This window comes from Algibacter luteus (assembly GCF_030344935.1).
GTDB lineage: Bacteria > Bacteroidota > Bacteroidia > Flavobacteriales > Flavobacteriaceae > Arenitalea > Arenitalea lutea.
The window spans coordinates 504,196-523,125 of the sequence record NZ_CP128313.1 but is presented as its reverse complement, the minus strand read 5'-3'; the positions used below and the strand labels follow the sequence as shown (position 1 = coordinate 523,125).

Sequence of the window (18,930 nt, the reverse complement as noted above, 5' to 3'; positions counted from 1 at the left end):
AATTGACTACCTTAATACTGCTATTAATCAACTAAAAACCAACTAATTAATAACTCCCTATTTTTTTATATTATGATAAATACATTAATCTTTGAAAGTATTTATGGATTAAATTTTTATCATTAATTTTTTAATTTCTCCTAACAGTATATTGATTATTGCAAGATTTAAATAAAAACTTGCCCATATTCTGCTCAGCTTCTCCAATTCCTCTTATAGGTATGTTTTGGTATTTTTTCTAATTAACCAAACATAATTATGAAGACTGTCAACACTTCTCAGCTGCTCCCCTTATTCTTTTTAAAATTTAAAACCTGTTTACTTATTTTACTATTGAGTTTATTGAGTTCTACAGTATGGTCACAAACTGTTTGGACCGACAAGGGTGATTACCAACCCAGCGAAACAGCTTACGCAACAGGGAGCGGTTGGTTACCTGGTGAAACAATTGTACTAAATGTTCACGAGGAACCCGTTGTTCATGCTGATGTAATAACCAACACTACCGCTGATGCCAATGGTGAATTTGTAAATGTGGTAATTTACAATTTCGACCCTACTGATTTAGGCGCTAGCTTCACTTTAACTGCGACCGGCCAAACTTCTGGAAATGTAGCTACAGCATTTTTTACTGATGCGGGTGGAGATTATGACGACATGGATTTTGAAGCTGGCGACCCAGATTTGTATCCTAGAGTTACATATGCTCAAGTTTCAGGTTCGCTCCCAGTTGGAAATGCCAATTCAGCAAGTCCTGGGTTTCCAATCCCTGGCGCAGACCATGGGACTTCAGTAGAATCATTACAACCTAGTAACCTCGGATTAGGACAAGTTGTTCCATTTTTACTTGAATTCGGAATGGACCCAGGAAGTACTTGCGCTAATGATTGTATGACATTTGTAGCTTCTTGGAGAACAAAAACCACAGCTAACTCAAACTTTGGGTTCGATGAGTCACTAGGCGTTATAGCTGCTTTTGTCGATTCAGGAGATCCATTTCATAATGATACTGGAACTACGGCAACAGTTGTCAGTTTTTCATGGGTATTTGATGGCGTTAATGAGATTATTGGGACTATAAAAGTCTGTGGAATAGACCCAGGAGACGACTTAGTTGTAGAAATGTGGTTAGTGCTTGATGATGCATTACCAGGAGGTAGTTTAAGTGGAAATATTCAAACTGCACTTGAAGATGCAGAAACCTCAGGTACAGGTACGGGGTCTTGTGCTCCTGGATCCTCAATTAGTACGGGTAACCAAACAGTTCCTCTAAATCAAGTTGGAAAATTTAAAACTGAAGATGTAGATATAGCTATATCCAAAGTAGATAATGCAGACCCGGTACCGTATAATACCGATTACACATACACCATAACGGTTTCAAACTTAAGTGCAACCACTGTAGCCAATTCAGTAGTTATCACAGATATATTGGATTCTAATACCACTTATATTTCTCATGTTGTTAATGATACTGAAGGTTTTATTACAACATGTTCCGAATCTGGTGGCACTTTAACATGTGATGCCGGGTTTTTGAATCCTGGAGAAACATTTACAATTGATGTTACAGTCCAAGCAACCGGAACTACAGCCAATTCTGGAGTGGCTTATGAAGGGGTACCGTGTAATGGAAGTGAAGATTTGTGTAATTCGGTGAGTATTACTACAATTACTGATGACACTAATTCTTCTAATGATTCTGACAATGAACCTACAGGAGTCATTTGCACGCTTAGTAGTTCTACAACTCAAGTAGATGTCTTATGTTTTGAAGATAGTTCTGGTTCAATAGATTTAACTTTAGCAAATGGAACAGCTCCTTATACATATGCATGGACAGGACCTAGCGGTTTTACTGAAACAACAGAAGACCTATCAGGAATTGCAGCTGGAACATATAATGTAACAGTAACGGACGCCAACGGATGTACCACAAATACTAGTGCAACAATTACTGAACCTGAGGCTTTAGCCTGCAGTGTCATTCAAGACAGTGCCGTAACCATCAATGGAGCCAGTGATGGGGTCGCTACAGTTACACCCACAGGAGGCGTAGCGCCTTACTCCTATGCCTGGGATATCAGTGGGGAAACTACCGCTACGGCTACCGCTCTTGCCGTAGGACTACATACTGTAACAGTAACCGATGCCAACAACTGTACTACAACCTGTCAAGTCACTATTACCGAACCAGATGCTTTAACTTGCAGTGTTCTTCAAGATTCTGCCGTTGTTTGTAATGGGGAAAGTAATGGCGCAGCTACAGTGACACCTTCAGGAGGTGTAGCACCTTATACTTATGCTTGGGATATCAGTGGCGAAACTACTGCTACGGCTACCGCTTTAAGTGCTACAACACATACCGTAACAGTAACCGATGCTAATGGTGCAACAACCACCTGTCAAGTCACCATCACTGAACCTGAGGTCCTAACTGCTGAAACTAATGCTTCATGTAGTACAGGAGCTTCACCTAATATCGATTTAACCGTTTCAGGAGGAACTGCTCCTTATGATTATTTATGGAGCAATGGTAGTACTGCAGAAGATTTGTTTTTTGTTACTTCAGGTTCCTATAGTGTTACTATAACAGATAATAATGGCTGTATCGCTACCAGTAGTATAGAAATTGGTATTACATTAAATAATAGCATAAACAGTCTAACAAATATTTCTTGCTTTGGAGCGACGGATGGTGCTGTAGATATAGAAACAATTGGAGGTGTTATTCCTTATAATTACACTTGGGATAACGGCGCTACTACTGAAGATTTAACTGGAATTGGACCAGGAATTTACACATTAACTATAACAGATGCCCTTAATTGTGTGGCTACTGCTCAAGTCACTATCACTGAACCTGAGGCTTTAGCCTGCAGTGTCATTCAAGACAGTGCCGTAACCATCAATGGAGCCAGCGATGGGGTCGCTACAGTTACACCCACAGGAGGCGTAGCGCCTTACACCTATGCCTGGGATATCAGTGGGGAAACTACCGCTACGGCTACCGCTCTTGCCGTAGGACTACATACTGTAACAGTAACCGATGCCAACAACTGTACTACAACCTGTCAAGTCACTATTACCGAACCAGATGCTTTAACTTGCAGTGTTCTTCAAGATTCTGCTGTTGTTTGTAATGGGGAAAGTAATGGCGCAGCTACAGTGACACCTTCAGGAGGTGTAGCACCTTATACTTATGCTTGGGATATCAGTGGCGAAACTACTGCTACGGCTACCGCTTTAAGTGCTACAACACATACTGTAACGGTAACCGATGCTAATGGTGCAACAACCACCTGTCAAGTCACTATCACTGAACCTGAGGCTTTAGCCTGCAGTGTCATTCAAGACAGTGCCGTAACCATCAATGGAGCCAGCGATGGGGTCGCTACAGTCACACCCACAGGAGGCGTAGCGCCTTACACCTATGCCTGGGATATCAGTGGGGAAACTACCGCTACGGCTACCGCTCTTGCCGTAGGACTACATACTGTAACAGTAACCGATGCCAACAACTGTACTACAACCTGTCAAGTCACTATTACCGAACCAGATGCTTTAACTTGCAGTGTTCTTCAAGATTCTGCTGTTGTTTGTAATGGGGAAAGTAATGGCGCAGCTACAGTGACACCTTCAGGAGGTGTAGCACCTTATACTTATGCTTGGGATATCAGTGGCGAAACTACTGCTACGGCTACCGTTTTAAGTGCTACAACACATACCGTAACGGTAACCGATGCTAATGGTGCAACAACCACCTGTCAAGTCACTATCACTGAACCTGAGGCTTTAGCCTGCAGTGTCATTCAAGACAGTGCCGTAACCATCAATGGAGCCAGCGATGGGGTCGCTACAGTTACACCCACAGGAGGCGTAGCGCCTTACACCTATGCCTGGGATATCAGTGGGGAAACTACCGCTACGGCTACCGCTCTTGCCGTAGGACTACATACTGTAATAGTAACCGATGCCAACAACTGTACTACAACCTGTCAAGTCACTATTACCGAACCAGATGCTTTAACTTGCAGTGTTCTTCAAGATTCTGCTGTTGTTTGTAATGGGGAAAGTAATGGCGCAGCTACAGTGACACCTTCAGGAGGTGTAGCACCTTATACTTATGCTTGGGATATCAGCGGCGAAACTACTGCTACGGCTACCGTTTTAAGTGCTACAACACATACCGTAACGGTAACCGATGCTAATGGTGCAACAACCACCTGTCAAGTCACTATCACTGAACCTGAGGCTTTAGCCTGCAGTGTCATTCAAGACAGTGCCGTAACCATCAATGGAGCCAGTGATGGGGTCGCTACAGTTACACCCACAGGAGGCGTAGCACCTTACACCTATGCCTGGGATATCAGTGGGGAAACTACCGCTACGGCTACCGCTCTTGCCGTAGGACTACATACTGTAACAGTAACCGATGCCAACAACTGTACTACAACCTGTCAAGTCACTATTACCGAACCAGATGCTTTAACTTGCAGTGTTCTTCAAGATTCTGCTGTTGTTTGTAATGGGGAAAGTAATGGCGCAGCTACAGTGACACCTTCAGGAGGTGTAGCACCTTATACTTATGCTTGGGATATCAGTGGCGAAACTACTGCTACGGCTACCGCTTTAAGTGCTACAACACATACTGTAACGGTAACCGATGCTAATGGTGCAACAACCACCTGTCAAGTCACTATCACTGAACCTGAGGCTTTAGCCTGCAGTGTCATTCAAGACAGTGCCGTAACCATCAATGGAGCCAGCGATGGGGTCGCTACAGTGACACCCACAGGAGGCGTAGCGCCTTACACCTATGCCTGGGATATCAGTGGGGAAACTACCGCTACGGCTACCGCTCTTGCCGTAGGACTACATACTGTAACAGTAACCGATGCCAACAACTGTACTACAACCTGTCAAGTCACTATTACCGAACCAGATGCTTTAACTTGCAGTGTTCTTCAAGATTCTGCTGTTGTTTGTAATGGGGAAAGTAATGGCGCAGCTACAGTGACACCTTCAGGAGGTGTAGCACCTTATACTTATGCTTGGGATATCAGTGGCGAAACTACTGCTACGGCTACCGTTTTAAGTGCTACAACACATACTGTAACGGTAACCGATGCTAATGGTGCAACAACCACCTGTCAAGTCACTATCACTGAACCTGAGGCTTTAGCCTGCAGTGTCATTCAAGACAGTGCCGTAACCATCAATGGAGCCAGCGATGGGGTCGCTACAGTTACACCCACAGGAGGCGTAGCACCTTATACCTATGCCTGGGATATCAGTGGGGAAACTACCGCTACGGCTACCGCTCTTGCCGTAGGACTACATACTGTAACAGTAACCGATGCCAACAACTGTACTACAACCTGTCAAGTCACTATTACCGAACCAGATGCTTTAACTTGCAGTGTTCTTCAAGATTCTGCTGTTGTTTGTAATGGGGAAAGTAATGGCGCAGCTACAGTGACACCTTCAGGAGGTGTAGCACCTTATACTTATGCTTGGGATATCAGCGGCGAAACTACTGCTACGGCTACCGTTTTAAGTGCTACAACACATACCGTAACGGTAACCGATGCTAATGGTGCAACAACCACCTGTCAAGTCACTATCACTGAACCTGAGGCTTTAGCCTGCAGTGTCATTCAAGACAGTGCCGTAACCATCAATGGAGCCAGCGATGGGGTCGCTACAGTTACACCCACAGGAGGCGTAGCGCCTTACACCTATGCCTGGGATATCAGTGGGGAAACTACCGCTACGGCTACCGCTCTTGCCGTAGGACTACATACTGTAACAGTAACCGATGCCAACAACTGTACTACAACCTGTCAAGTCACTATTACCGAACCAGATGCTTTAACTTGCAGTGTTCTTCAAGATTCTGCTGTTGTTTGTAATGGGGAAAGTAATGGCGCAGCTACAGTGACACCTTCAGGAGGTGTAGCACCTTATACTTATGCTTGGGATATCAGTGGCGAAACTACTGCTACGGCTACCGCTTTAAGTGCTACAACACATACTGTAACGGTAACCGATGCTAATGGTGCAACAACCACCTGTCAAGTCACTATCACTGAACCTGAGGCTTTAGCCTGCAGTGTCATTCAAGACAGTGCCGTAACCATCAATGGAGCCAGCGATGGGGTCGCTACAGTGACACCCACAGGAGGCGTAGCGCCTTACACCTATGCCTGGGATATCAGTGGGGAAACTACCGCTACGGCTACCGCTCTTGCCGTAGGACTACATACTGTAACAGTAACCGATGCCAACAACTGTACTACAACCTGTCAAGTCACTATTACCGAACCAGATGCTTTAACTTGCAGTGTTCTTCAAGATTCTGCTGTTGTTTGTAATGGGGAAAGTAATGGCGCAGCTACAGTGACACCTTCAGGAGGTGTAGCACCTTATACTTATGCTTGGGATATCAGCGGCGAAACTACTGCTACGGCTACCGTTTTAAGTGCTACAACACATACCGTAACGGTAACCGATGCTAATGGTGCAACAACCACCTGTCAAGTCACTATCACTGAACCTGAGGCTTTAGCCTGCAGTGTCATTCAAGACAGTGCCGTAACCATCAATGGAGCCAGTGATGGGGTCGCTACAGTTACACCCACAGGAGGCGTAGCACCTTACACCTATGCCTGGGATATCAGTGGGGAAACTACCGCTACGGCTACCGCTCTTGCCGTAGGACTACATACTGTAATAGTAACCGATGCCAACAACTGTACTACAACCTGTCAAGTCACTATTACCGAACCAGATGCTTTAACTTGCAGTGTTCTTCAAGATTCTGCTGTTGTTTGTAATGGGGAAAGTAATGGCGCAGCTACAGTGACACCTTCAGGAGGTGTAGCACCTTATACTTATGCTTGGGATATCAGCGGCGAAACTACTGCTACGGCTACCGTTTTAAGTGCTACAACACATACCGTAACGGTAACCGATGCTAATGGTGCAACAACCACCTGTCAAGTCACTATCACTGAACCTGAGGCTTTAGCCTGCAGTGTCATTCAAGACAGTGCCGTAACCATCAATGGAGCCAGCGATGGGGTCGCTACAGTGACACCCACAGGAGGCGTAGCACCTTATACCTATGCCTGGGATATCAGTGGGGAAACTACCGCTACGGCTACCGCTCTTGCCGTAGGACTACATACTGTAACAGTAACCGATGCCAACAACTGTACTACAACCTGTCAAGTCACTATTACCGAACCAGATGCTTTAACTTGCAGTGTTCTTCAAGATTCTGCTGTTGTTTGTAATGGGGAAAGTAATGGCGCAGCTACAGTGACACCTTCAGGAGGTGTAGCACCTTATACTTATGCTTGGGATATCAGCGGCGAAACTACTGCTACGGCTACCGTTTTAAGTGCTACAACACATACTGTAACGGTAACCGATGCTAATGGTGCAACAACCACCTGTCAAGTCACTATCACTGAACCTGAGGCTTTAGCCTGCAGTGTCATTCAAGACAGTGCCGTAACCATCAATGGAGCCAGTGATGGGGTCGCTACAGTTACACCCACAGGAGGCGTAGCACCTTACACCTATGCCTGGGATATCAGTGGGGAAACTACCGCTACGGCTACCGCTCTTGCCGTAGGACTACATACCGTAACAGTAACCGATGCCAACAACTGTACTACAACATGTCAAGTCACTATTACAGAACCAGATGCTTTAACTTGCAGTGTTCTTCAAGATTCTGCTGTTGTTTGTAATGGGGAAAGTAATGGCGCAGCTACAGTGACACCTTCAGGAGGTGTAGCACCTTATACTTATGCTTGGGATATCAGTGGCGAAACTACTGCTACGGCTACCGCTTTAAGTGCTACAACACATACTGTAACGGTAACCGATGCTAATGGTGCAACAACCACCTGTCAAGTCACTATCACTGAACCTGAGGCTTTAGCCTGCAGTGTCATTCAAGACAGTGCCGTAACCATCAATGGAGCCAGTGATGGGGTCGCTACAGTCACACCCACAGGAGGCGTAGCGCCTTACACCTATGCCTGGGATATCAGTGGGGAAACTACCGCTACGGCTACCGCTCTTGCCGTAGGACTACATACTGTAACAGTAACCGATGCCAACAACTGTACTACAACCTGTCAAGTCACTATTACCGAACCAGATGCTTTAACTTGCAGTGTTCTTCAAGATTCTGCTGTTGTTTGTAATGGGGAAAGTAATGGCGCAGCTACAGTGACACCTTCAGGAGGTGTAGCACCTTATACTTATGCTTGGGATATCAGCGGCGAAACTACTGCTACGGCTACCGTTTTAAGTGCTACAACACATACTGTAACGGTAACCGATGCTAATGGTGCAACAACCACCTGTCAAGTCACTATCACTGAACCTGAGGCTTTAGCCTGCAGTGTCATTCAAGACAGTGCCGTAACCATCAATGGAGCCAGTGATGGGGTCGCTACAGTTACACCCACAGGAGGCGTAGCACCTTACACCTATGCCTGGGATATCAGTGGGGAAACTACCGCTACGGCTACCGCTCTTGCCGTAGGACTACATACTGTAATAGTAACCGATGCCAACAACTGTACTACAACCTGTCAAGTCACTATTACCGAACCAGATGCTTTAACTTGCAGTGTTCTTCAAGATTCTGCTGTTGTTTGTAATGGGGAAAGTAATGGCGCAGCTACAGTGACACCTTCAGGAGGTGTAGCACCTTATACTTATGCTTGGGATATCAGCGGCGAAACTACTGCTACGGCTACCGCTTTAAGTGCTACAACACATACTGTAACGGTAACCGATGCTAATGGTGCAACAACCACCTGTCAAGTCACTATCACTGAACCTGAGGCTTTAGCCTGCAGTGTCATTCAAGACAGTGCCGTAACCATCAATGGAGCCAGCGATGGGGTCGCTACAGTTACACCCACAGGAGGCGTAGCACCTTATACCTATGCCTGGGATATCAGTGGGGAAACTACCGCTACGGCTACCGCTCTTGCCGTAGGACTACATACTGTAATAGTAACCGATGCCAACAACTGTACTACAACCTGTCAAGTCACTATTACCGAACCAGATGCTTTAACTTGCAGTGTTCTTCAAGATTCTGCTGTTGTTTGTAATGGGGAAAGTAATGGCGCAGCTACAGTGACACCTTCAGGAGGTGTAGCACCTTATACTTATGCTTGGGATATCAGCGGCGAAACTACTGCTACGGCTACCGTTTTAAGTGCTACAACACATACCGTAACGGTAACCGATGCTAATGGTGCAACAACCACCTGTCAAGTCACTATCACTGAACCTGAGGCTTTAGCCTGCAGTGTCATTCAAGACAGTGCCGTAACCATCAATGGAGCCAGTGATGGGGTCGCTACAGTTACACCCACAGGAGGCGTAGCACCTTACACCTATGCCTGGGATATCAGTGGGGAAACTACCGCTACGGCTACCGCTCTTGCCGTAGGACTACATACTGTAACAGTAACCGATGCCAACAACTGTACTACAACCTGTCAAGTCACTATTACCGAACCAGATGCTTTAACTTGCAGTGTTCTTCAAGATTCTGCTGTTGTTTGTAATGGGGAAAGTAATGGCGCAGCTACAGTGACACCTTCAGGAGGTGTAGCACCTTATACTTATGCTTGGGATATCAGTGGCGAAACTACTGCTACGGCTACCGCTTTAAGTGCTACAACACATACTGTAACGGTAACCGATGCTAATGGTGCAACAACCACCTGTCAAGTCACTATCACTGAACCTGAGGCTTTAGCCTGCAGTGTCATTCAAGACAGTGCCGTAACCATCAATGGAGCCAGCGATGGGGTCGCTACAGTGACACCCACAGGAGGCGTAGCGCCTTACACCTATGCCTGGGATATCAGTGGGGAAACTACCGCTACGGCTACCGCTCTTGCCGTAGGACTACATACTGTAACAGTAACCGATGCCAACAACTGTACTACAACCTGTCAAGTCACTATTACCGAACCAGATGCTTTAACTTGCAGTGTTCTTCAAGATTCTGCTGTTGTTTGTAATGGGGAAAGTAATGGCGCAGCTACAGTGACACCTTCAGGAGGTGTAGCACCTTATACTTATGCTTGGGATATCAGTGGCGAAACTACTGCTACGGCTACCGTTTTAAGTGCTACAACACATACTGTAACGGTAACCGATGCTAATGGTGCAACAACCACCTGTCAAGTCACTATCACTGAACCTGAGGCTTTAGCCTGCAGTGTCATTCAAGACAGTGCCGTAACCATCAATGGAGCCAGCGATGGGGTCGCTACAGTTACACCCACAGGAGGCGTAGCACCTTATACCTATGCCTGGGATATCAGTGGGGAAACTACCGCTACGGCTACCGCTCTTGCCGTAGGACTACATACTGTAACAGTAACCGATGCCAACAACTGTACTACAACCTGTCAAGTCACTATTACCGAACCAGATGCTTTAACTTGCAGTGTTCTTCAAGATTCTGCTGTTGTTTGTAATGGGGAAAGTAATGGCGCAGCTACAGTGACACCTTCAGGAGGTGTAGCACCTTATACTTATGCTTGGGATATCAGCGGCGAAACTACTGCTACGGCTACCGTTTTAAGTGCTACAACACATACCGTAACGGTAACCGATGCTAATGGTGCAACAACCACCTGTCAAGTCACTATCACTGAACCTGAGGCTTTAGCCTGCAGTGTCATTCAAGACAGTGCCGTAACCATCAATGGAGCCAGCGATGGGGTCGCTACAGTGACACCCACAGGAGGCGTAGCACCTTATACCTATGCCTGGGATATCAGTGGGGAAACTACCGCTACGGCTACCGCTCTTGCCGTAGGACTACATACTGTAACAGTAACCGATGCCAACAACTGTACTACAACCTGTCAAGTCACTATTACCGAACCAGATGCTTTAACTTGCAGTGTTCTTCAAGATTCTGCTGTTGTTTGTAATGGGGAAAGTAATGGCGCAGCTACAGTGACACCTTCAGGAGGTGTAGCACCTTATACTTATGCTTGGGATATCAGCGGCGAAACTACTGCTACGGCTACCGTTTTAAGTGCTACAACACATACTGTAACGGTAACCGATGCTAATGGTGCAACAACCACCTGTCAAGTCACTATCACTGAACCTGAGGCTTTAGCCTGCAGTGTCATTCAAGACAGTGCCGTAACCATCAATGGAGCCAGTGATGGGGTCGCTACAGTTACACCCACAGGAGGCGTAGCACCTTACACCTATGCCTGGGATATCAGTGGGGAAACTACCGCTACGGCTACCGCTCTTGCCGTAGGACTACATACCGTAACAGTAACCGATGCCAACAACTGTACTACAACATGTCAAGTCACTATTACAGAACCAGATGCAACTTGTACAGATGTAGTTATATCAATAGAATTCGATAATTATCCGGAGGAAACTTCTTGGTCTATTACAGACTCTGATGGAAATATTTTATACAACGGCGGACCCTATAGAAACCAACCAGATGGATCTACCCTTATCATTTCGGAATGTCTTCCTACAGGATGCTATGAATTTACAATATTTGATAGCTATGGTGACGGTTTATATTATTCTGGTGGTAATGGAAGTTATAGTTTAATCGTAGGTGGTGTTGAAGTTGCTAATGGTGGATATTTCAATTTTAGTGAAACAACACCCTTCTGTACGTCTGGTGGAAACAATCCAACTTGTAGTGATGGTGTAATGAATGGACAAGAGACAGGTGTTGATTGTGGAGGACCTGACTGCGACCCTTGCATTGTTCCTCCTACTTGCGATGATGGGATTATGAATGGAAACGAGACTGGAGTTGATTGCGGTGGAACTGATTGTACGCCTTGTAATACTGATTGTACCGACGTGGCTATTTCAATAGAATTTGATAATTATCCAGAAGAAACTTCTTGGTCTATTACAGACTCTGATGGAAATATTTTATACAACGGCGGACCCTATAGAAACCAACCAGATGGATCTACCCTTATCATTTCGAAATGTCTTCCTGCAGGATGCTATGAATTTACGATATTTGACAGCTATGGTGACGGTTTATATTATTCTGGTGGTAATGGAAGTTATAGTTTAACCGTAGGTGGTGTTGAAGTTGCTAATGGTGGGTATTTCAATTTTAGTGAAACAACACCCTTCTGTACCTCTGGTGGAAACAATCCAACTTGTAGTGACGGTGTAATGAATGGACAAGAGACAGGTGTTGATTGTGGAGGAACTGACTGCGACCCTTGCAATGTTCCTCCTACTTGCGATGATGGGATTATGAACGGAAACGAGACTGGAGTTGATTGCGGTGGACCTGATTGTACTCCTTGTAATGCTCCTCCAACATGTGATGATGGAGTTATGAATGGACAAGAGACTGGAGTTGATTGCGGTGGACCTGATTGTGCACCTTGTAATACTGATTGTACTGACGTGGTTATTTCAATAGAATTTGATAATTATCCGGAAGAAACTTCTTGGTCTATAATGGATTCCGGAGGAAATATCGTCTACAGTGGAGGAACTTACGGAAACCAACCAGATCAATCTACCCTTAACATTTCGGAATGTCTTCCTGCAGGATGCTATGAATTTACAATATTTGATAGCTATGGTGACGGTTTATATTATTCTGGTGGTAATGGAAGTTATAGTTTAACCGTAGGTGGTGTTGAAGTTGCTAATGGTGGGTATTTCAATTTTAGTGAAACAACACCCTTCTGTACCTCTGGTGGAAACAATCCAACTTGTAGTGACGGTGTAATGAATGGACAAGAGACAGGTGTTGATTGTGGAGGACCTGACTGCGACCCTTGCAATGTTCCTCCTACCTGCGATGATGGGATTATGAACGGAAACGAGACTGGAGTTGATTGCGGTGGACCTGATTGTACGCCTTGTAATACTGATTGTACCGACGTGGTTATTTCAATAGAATTCGATATTTATCCAGAGGAAACATCATGGAATATTACAAATCCACAAGGAAGTATTGTAGCTAGTGGAGGTCCTTATGGAAACCAACCTGATAATTCAACTCTTACTGTAATAGAGTGCCTTCCTAATTCTTGTTATGATTTCAATATTTTTGATTCTTACGGAGATGGATTATATTATTCAGGTGGAAATGGCAGCTATAGCTTAACTGTTAATGGAAACGTAATAATGACTGGAGGTAATTTCAATTATATTGAAACCACTATTTTCTGTACTAGCAGTCCTATTAATAATCCTATTCAATCTAGAAATGAAGAATTATTAAATACTAATTCCTTAGATCTTAAAGAAATTACTTTTACTCCAAATCCATTTAATGATATTGTTAGTATCATTCTACCATTAGACTTAAATAATACTGAATTTAACATTAAAGTATTTGATTTGAATGGAAGGCTTGTAATGGATAGAAGTTATTTATCAACTAATAGTCAAATAAGTATAACAGATTTAGATCAGTTAGAACAGGCGACATACTTGTTTAAAATCACAAATATGAAATCTGGAGCTACTAATCATAAACTATTAATTGCAAGGCAATAGATTAAATTGAAGGCTGAATATAGAACTATTCAGCCTTTTTTTATTTATTGCAGACCTTATTCTCTAAAAAAACAGAAACAAAAAAGCACTTACATAAATGTAAGTGCTTTTTTTTGCTCCCCCTCTTGGGCTCGAACCAAGGACCCTTTGATTAACAGTCAAATGCTCTAACCAACTGAGCTAAGGAGGAGTGTTAGTTTTCGCCTAAGCGAGCGCAAATATATATATCTTTTTACTTACTGCAAACATTTTTTTGAAAATTTTTATCCAAAAATAGCTTTATAAATATCATTGCCGTTTGCAAACAATACTAAAGCAATTAAGATAAAGAAACCTACCATTTGTGCGTACTCCATAAATTTATCTCCAGGCTTTCTTCCAGAGACCATTTCATATAATAAAAACATGACATGACCCCCATCTAATGCTGGGATAGGCAATAAATTTAAAACGCCTAACATAATAGATAAAAACGCTGTTAAATACCAAAAAGCTTGCCAGTTCCAAACTGGAGGAAACATATTGCCAATTGCAGCAAAACCACCTATTTGAGTAGCTCCTTTTTTAGTGAAAATGTATTTAAACTGCGCCAAATAGTCTTTTACTTCCCAATAGCCGTTACTTATACCTGCAGAAACACTCTCAGCAAAACCATAATCCTTCTGATTAAACTTAATAAATTCTAAATCACTTGGTCTTGCATAAATACCAATTATTTTATCTTCATTAGGTTTTATACGTAACTCTTCTGGCTGATTATTGCGTTCTATTTTTACTAATAACTCATCTGAATCGCTGTTTTTTATTTGATAAGTTAAATCTGCATAATATTCAACAGGATTACCATTTATCGCTACAATTTTATCAGTCGGTTGTAAACCTGCAATTTCTGCTGGAGAATCTGGGGTAATAGAATCTAGTTCAAAAGGATAACGAGGTGTTAAGGCGGGTAAATCACCAGCTTCAAAAAGTTGTGTTCCAATATCTTCAGGAATCTTAATATCTTCAACACTTCCGTCTGAATGCTCTACTTTAATATTATTGACATCCCTAAACATGATATATTTATTAATATCGATGGTTAAATCCTCAAAAGGTTCCCCATTTATAGAAATAACTCGATCACCTTGCTGAAAACCATAGTTTTCTAGGGTTTTGGCAACACTATAACCGTACTTTATATCATCTTTAGTTGAATATTTGGTTCCCCAAACAAATAGCATCATAATGAATAAAAAGAAGGCCAGTAAGAAATTTACAGTTACTCCACCAAGCATGATTATTAAGCGTTGCCATGCAGGTTTAGATCTAAACTCCCACGGTTGTGGTTCTTGGGCCATTTGTTCGGTATCCATGCTCTCATCAATCATACCCGAAATTTTAACATAGCCACCTAAAGGTAACCAGCCAATACCGTAAACAGTTTCACCAATTTTCTTTTTAAATAAAGAAAACTTCACATCGAAAAATAAATAGAATTTTTCAACGCGTGTTTTAAAAATTTTAGCTGGTATAAAATGTCCTAACTCGTGCAGAACTACCAATATAGAAAGACTCAAAAGTAATTGAGCTCCTTTTATTAAAAATACAGACATGTATTACAATTTTTTTTTAACCGCACAAAAGTAAGCTTTTAAACCAAGTTTAAAAAGTCATTCGCCGAAAGGCTTGTGTTTTAACAATAATTTATGCTGGTTTTGAGCGCTTTCAAAATTAAAATCGTCGTATTTTTGTAACTGCTTTTAATGTTAATGAGTTAAAAATGCTATCATTTTTTAAGGATTACAAGATTTTCGCAATTGTTTTTGGTATTATATCAATCATTATTGTTTCAATTATTTATAATACGTTAAACGTTTACAGACCGCTTCCTATTTACCAACCAGCTATGGTTAGTACAGAATTGGTTGACAGCACCATTCAACATCAAAAAAAATATCATAAAATAGCAGATTTTGCTCTTATTAATCAAGATGGCAAAACAATTACCCAAAATAATTATAAAGATAAAATTTACGTAGCTGACTTCTTTTTTACAACATGCCAAACCATTTGTCCAATAATGACAAATCATATGGTTGAAATTCAAAAAGAAATTTTAAATGACGACGAAGTTATGCTACTATCACATTCTGTTACTCCAGAAATTGACACCGTTGCACAACTAAAACGATACGCCATTGAAAAAGGGGTTATAGACCGCAAATGGAATTTAGTTACAGGCAATAAAAAAGATATTTACAAATTGGCGCGTAAAAGTTATTTAGCTGTAAAAGATAATGGTGATGGTGGCCCATTTGATATGATACATACCGAAAACTTTATGCTAATTGACAAAATACGTCAAATAAGAGGGTTTTATGATGGCACCAATTCTGAAGAAATAGAACGACTACTTAATGATATCGCTATTTTAAAAGAAGAATACAAAAACTAATTAATTGGATATAAAAAAAGCCCTTTCAAAAAGGGCTTTTTTGTGTTTTAAAGTTTATTTTATTTGAAACGTCTTTTGTTGTTCCAAACTAATGAACTAGCGTTACTAAATTGTTTCGTTTTAGTTCCAACTTTACTTTCTGTTGCAATACTATTACTTGTTTTCATATTTTTAAATTTTACGTTCTTTAAAAGTTAAAATGTAGTTTACCTAATCACTTTTTATCATTATCAACATGATTGTTATGGCGCATTACATTATGCAATTAATTCTGGTGCAAAGATAAGCCTCACTTCAACTTGCTGAAAACAACAGATTTAGCATATTTATATGCTATATTAACATAAAAGTCTTCAAAAATGCTTTTAGCCTGCAAAATGACACAATTAGTAACATATTGCGATAGGAATTTTTGTCAAAACGTTTCATTTGTTAGATAAGACTAACGGCATACAGAAGCCCGATCAATTATTTATATTTAAAACTTTTATACTTCTAAACTTTTACATTACTTTTGCTTCTTTAAAATCAATCTAAATAAGCTTGAAGACAACTTTAGCACATTTAAAACGAGGTGAAAGCGCTGTAATTACTGATGTTTCATCATCTGATATCCCTTTAAAACTTTTAGAAATGGGTTGTTTACCTGGAAATACAGTTGTTCTTGTTCAAGTAGCTCCGTTTCAAGACCCTATGTATCTAAATATTAACGGATCGCATTTAGCCATAAGAAAAGAAACCGCCTCTCTTATTTTAATTGAAAAAGTAGCACATGAGTAAACAAATTAATGTGGCACTTATTGGGAACCCAAATACTGGGAAAACCTCAGTTTTTAATGCTTTAACAGGGTTAAACCAAAAGGTTGGAAATTATCCAGGAATTACGGTCGAAAAAAAACAAGGTATTTGCAAACTACCACGTGGTGTTAAAGCACATATTATTGATTTACCTGGAACTTACAGCTTAAACGCTTCTTCTCTTGATGAAAATGTAGTAATCGAGCTACTTCTGAATAAAAATGATAAAGATTTTCCTGATATAGCTGTTGTTGTTACCGATGTTGAAAATTTAAAACGAAATCTGTTACTTTTTACCCAGATTAAAGATTTAGAGATTCCTACAATTTTGGTTATTAATATGGCCGACCGAATGCTTTACAAAGGTATTTCCTTGGATATTGATTATTTGGAAGATAAACTTAATACCAAAATTGCACTTATTAGTACTCGAAAAAATGAGGGCATTGAAAACTTAAAACAACTTATTACAAATTATAAAGAGGTTTCTATAGAACCTTGTATTGATACTACAGAAATAGACAAAGACTATTTTGAAAATTTAAAAAAAGCCTTTCCTAATCAATTATTATACAAACTCTGGTTGGTAATTACTCAAGATGTCAATTTTGGAAAAACCGATAGAAATAAAATTGATGCAGTAGCTAATTTTAAAACTAAAACGAAAGCCGATTTAAAGCGTTTACAACAAAAAGAAACCATAAAGCGCTACCAATTTATTAATGAAGCTCTGGATAAAGGGCAAACGATAGATTTAAGTCAAGCGAAAGACTTACGTATAAAACTTGATAGAATTTTAACCCATAAAGTTTGGGGGTATTTAATTTTTGGAATTATTCTGCTTACTATTTTTCAAGCCATTTACGACTGGTCAAGTATTCCAATGGATTTTATTGATGGGTTGTTTGCCAATTTAAGCGAATGGACTAAAAACCAATTACCATCTGGTGCTTTTACAAGTTTGTTGTCGGAAGGCATTATTCCAGGATTGGGTGGCATCGTCATTTTTATTCCACAAATCGCCTTTTTATTTCTATTTATTGCCGTGTTGGAAGAAAGTGGTTATATGAGTCGCGTTGTGTTCTTAATGGACCGAATTATGCGCCGTTTCGGGCTTAGTGGTAAAAGTGTTGTACCACTAATTTCGGGTACTGCATGTGCTATTCCAGCCATTATGGCAACCAGAAATATTGAAAGTTGGAAAGAGCGTTTAATTACTATTTTAGTAACGCCTTTTACCACTTGTTCTGCACGTTTACCTGTTTATTTAATTATCATAGCCTTGGTTATTCCAGAAGGCCGCATTTTTGGATTGGGTTATCAGGCCCTAACCTTAATGTTACTCTATCTTATAGGTTTTGGAACCGCTATTCTTTCGGCTTATATTTTAAATAAAATATTAAAAATTAGAAGTAAAACGTTTTTTGTAGTCGAAATGCCAAACTACAAACTACCACTTTTTAAAAATGTTGCGCTTACAGTTATCGAAAAAACTAAATCCTTTGTTTTTGGAGCAGGTAAAATAATTTTAGCCATTTCAATCATTTTGTGGTTTTTGGCGTCTTACGGTCCTGGAGAACAATTTAACAACGCCGACGAAATTATAAAAACGGAATACGCGTCTCAAAATTTAACTGATGATGATTTACAACAAAAAATAGCATCTCATAAGTTAGAGCATTCGTTTATTGGGATTACTGGTAGAGCCATAGAACCTGCAATACGTCCTTTAGGTTACGATTGGAAAATAGGTATTGCCATAGTGAGCAGTTTTGCAGCTCGTGAAGTGTTTGTTGGTACTCTTGCCACCATTTACAGTGTTGGAAATGATGATGAAGCTACCATAAAAAACAGAATGGCAGCCGAAGTAAACCCCGTTTTAGGTGGGCCACTATTTACCTTTGCTTCTGGTATTTCATTAATGCTGTTTTATGCTTTTGCAATGCAATGTATGAGTACGCTAGCCATTGTAAAAAAAGAAACTAATAGTTGGAAATGGCCAATTTTACAACTCGTTATTATGTCCGCTTTCGCATATATTGTGGCCTTAATTGCGTTTCAACTATTGAAATGAAACTAGTTTAAACTCGACTACTTTATTA

The 18,930-nt window shown here is 41.3% G+C and carries 5 protein-coding genes and 1 tRNA gene; 4 read left to right on the top strand and 2 right to left on the bottom strand.

Features of this window, described 5'->3' with window-relative positions; translation table 11 throughout:
- Positions 1-258 precede the first annotated feature (258 nt).
- Positions 259-13,593 (top strand): T9SS type A sorting domain-containing protein, encoded by a 13,335-nt coding sequence (locus O5O44_RS02255; protein WP_289195568.1) that lies wholly within the window; start codon positions 259-261, stop codon positions 13,591-13,593.
- Positions 13,594-13,709: 116 nt separating this feature from the next.
- Here the strand turns inward: O5O44_RS02255 and O5O44_RS02250 are convergent.
- A tRNA-Asn gene (locus O5O44_RS02250) sits at positions 13,710-13,783 on the bottom strand.
- 73 nt (positions 13,784-13,856) lie between these two features.
- Positions 13,857-15,188 (bottom strand): RIP metalloprotease RseP, encoded by a 1,332-nt coding sequence (gene rseP, locus O5O44_RS02245; RefSeq protein WP_289195567.1) that lies wholly within the window; start codon positions 15,186-15,188, stop codon positions 13,857-13,859.
- A gap of 167 nt (positions 15,189-15,355) precedes the next feature.
- Here rseP and O5O44_RS02240 point away from each other — a divergent pair, with 167 nt between their 5' ends.
- The 3 genes from O5O44_RS02240 (at position 15,356) to feoB (ending at position 18,902) form a co-directional block, all read left to right on the top strand.
- The gene (locus O5O44_RS02240; RefSeq protein WP_289195566.1) at positions 15,356-16,030 is read left to right on the top strand and encodes an SCO family protein; all 675 of its coding nucleotides are present in this window, start codon (positions 15,356-15,358) and stop codon (positions 16,028-16,030) included.
- A gap of 543 nt (positions 16,031-16,573) precedes the next feature.
- Complete coding sequence (locus O5O44_RS02235) at positions 16,574-16,810, top strand: FeoA family protein (protein ID WP_019388438.1); 237 nt, start codon at positions 16,574-16,576, stop codon at positions 16,808-16,810.
- Positions 16,803-18,902, top strand: coding sequence for a ferrous iron transport protein B (gene feoB, locus O5O44_RS02230; protein WP_289195565.1), 2,100 nt, complete (start codon positions 16,803-16,805; stop codon positions 18,900-18,902). Before O5O44_RS02235 ends, feoB begins: the two co-directional genes overlap by 8 nt.
- The last annotated feature ends 28 nt before the right edge of the window (positions 18,903-18,930 follow it).

Coding starts and splice junctions, on each gene's coding strand:
- O5O44_RS02255 (WP_289195568.1), top strand. CDS start 259: ATGAAGACTGTCAACACTTCTCAGCTGCTCCCCTTATTCTTTTTAAAA.
- rseP (WP_289195567.1), bottom strand. CDS start 15,188: ATGTCTGTATTTTTAATAAAAGGAGCTCAATTACTTTTGAGTCTTTCT.
- O5O44_RS02240 (WP_289195566.1), top strand. CDS start 15,356: ATGCTATCATTTTTTAAGGATTACAAGATTTTCGCAATTGTTTTTGGT.
- feoB (WP_289195565.1), top strand. CDS start 16,803: ATGAGTAAACAAATTAATGTGGCACTTATTGGGAACCCAAATACTGGG.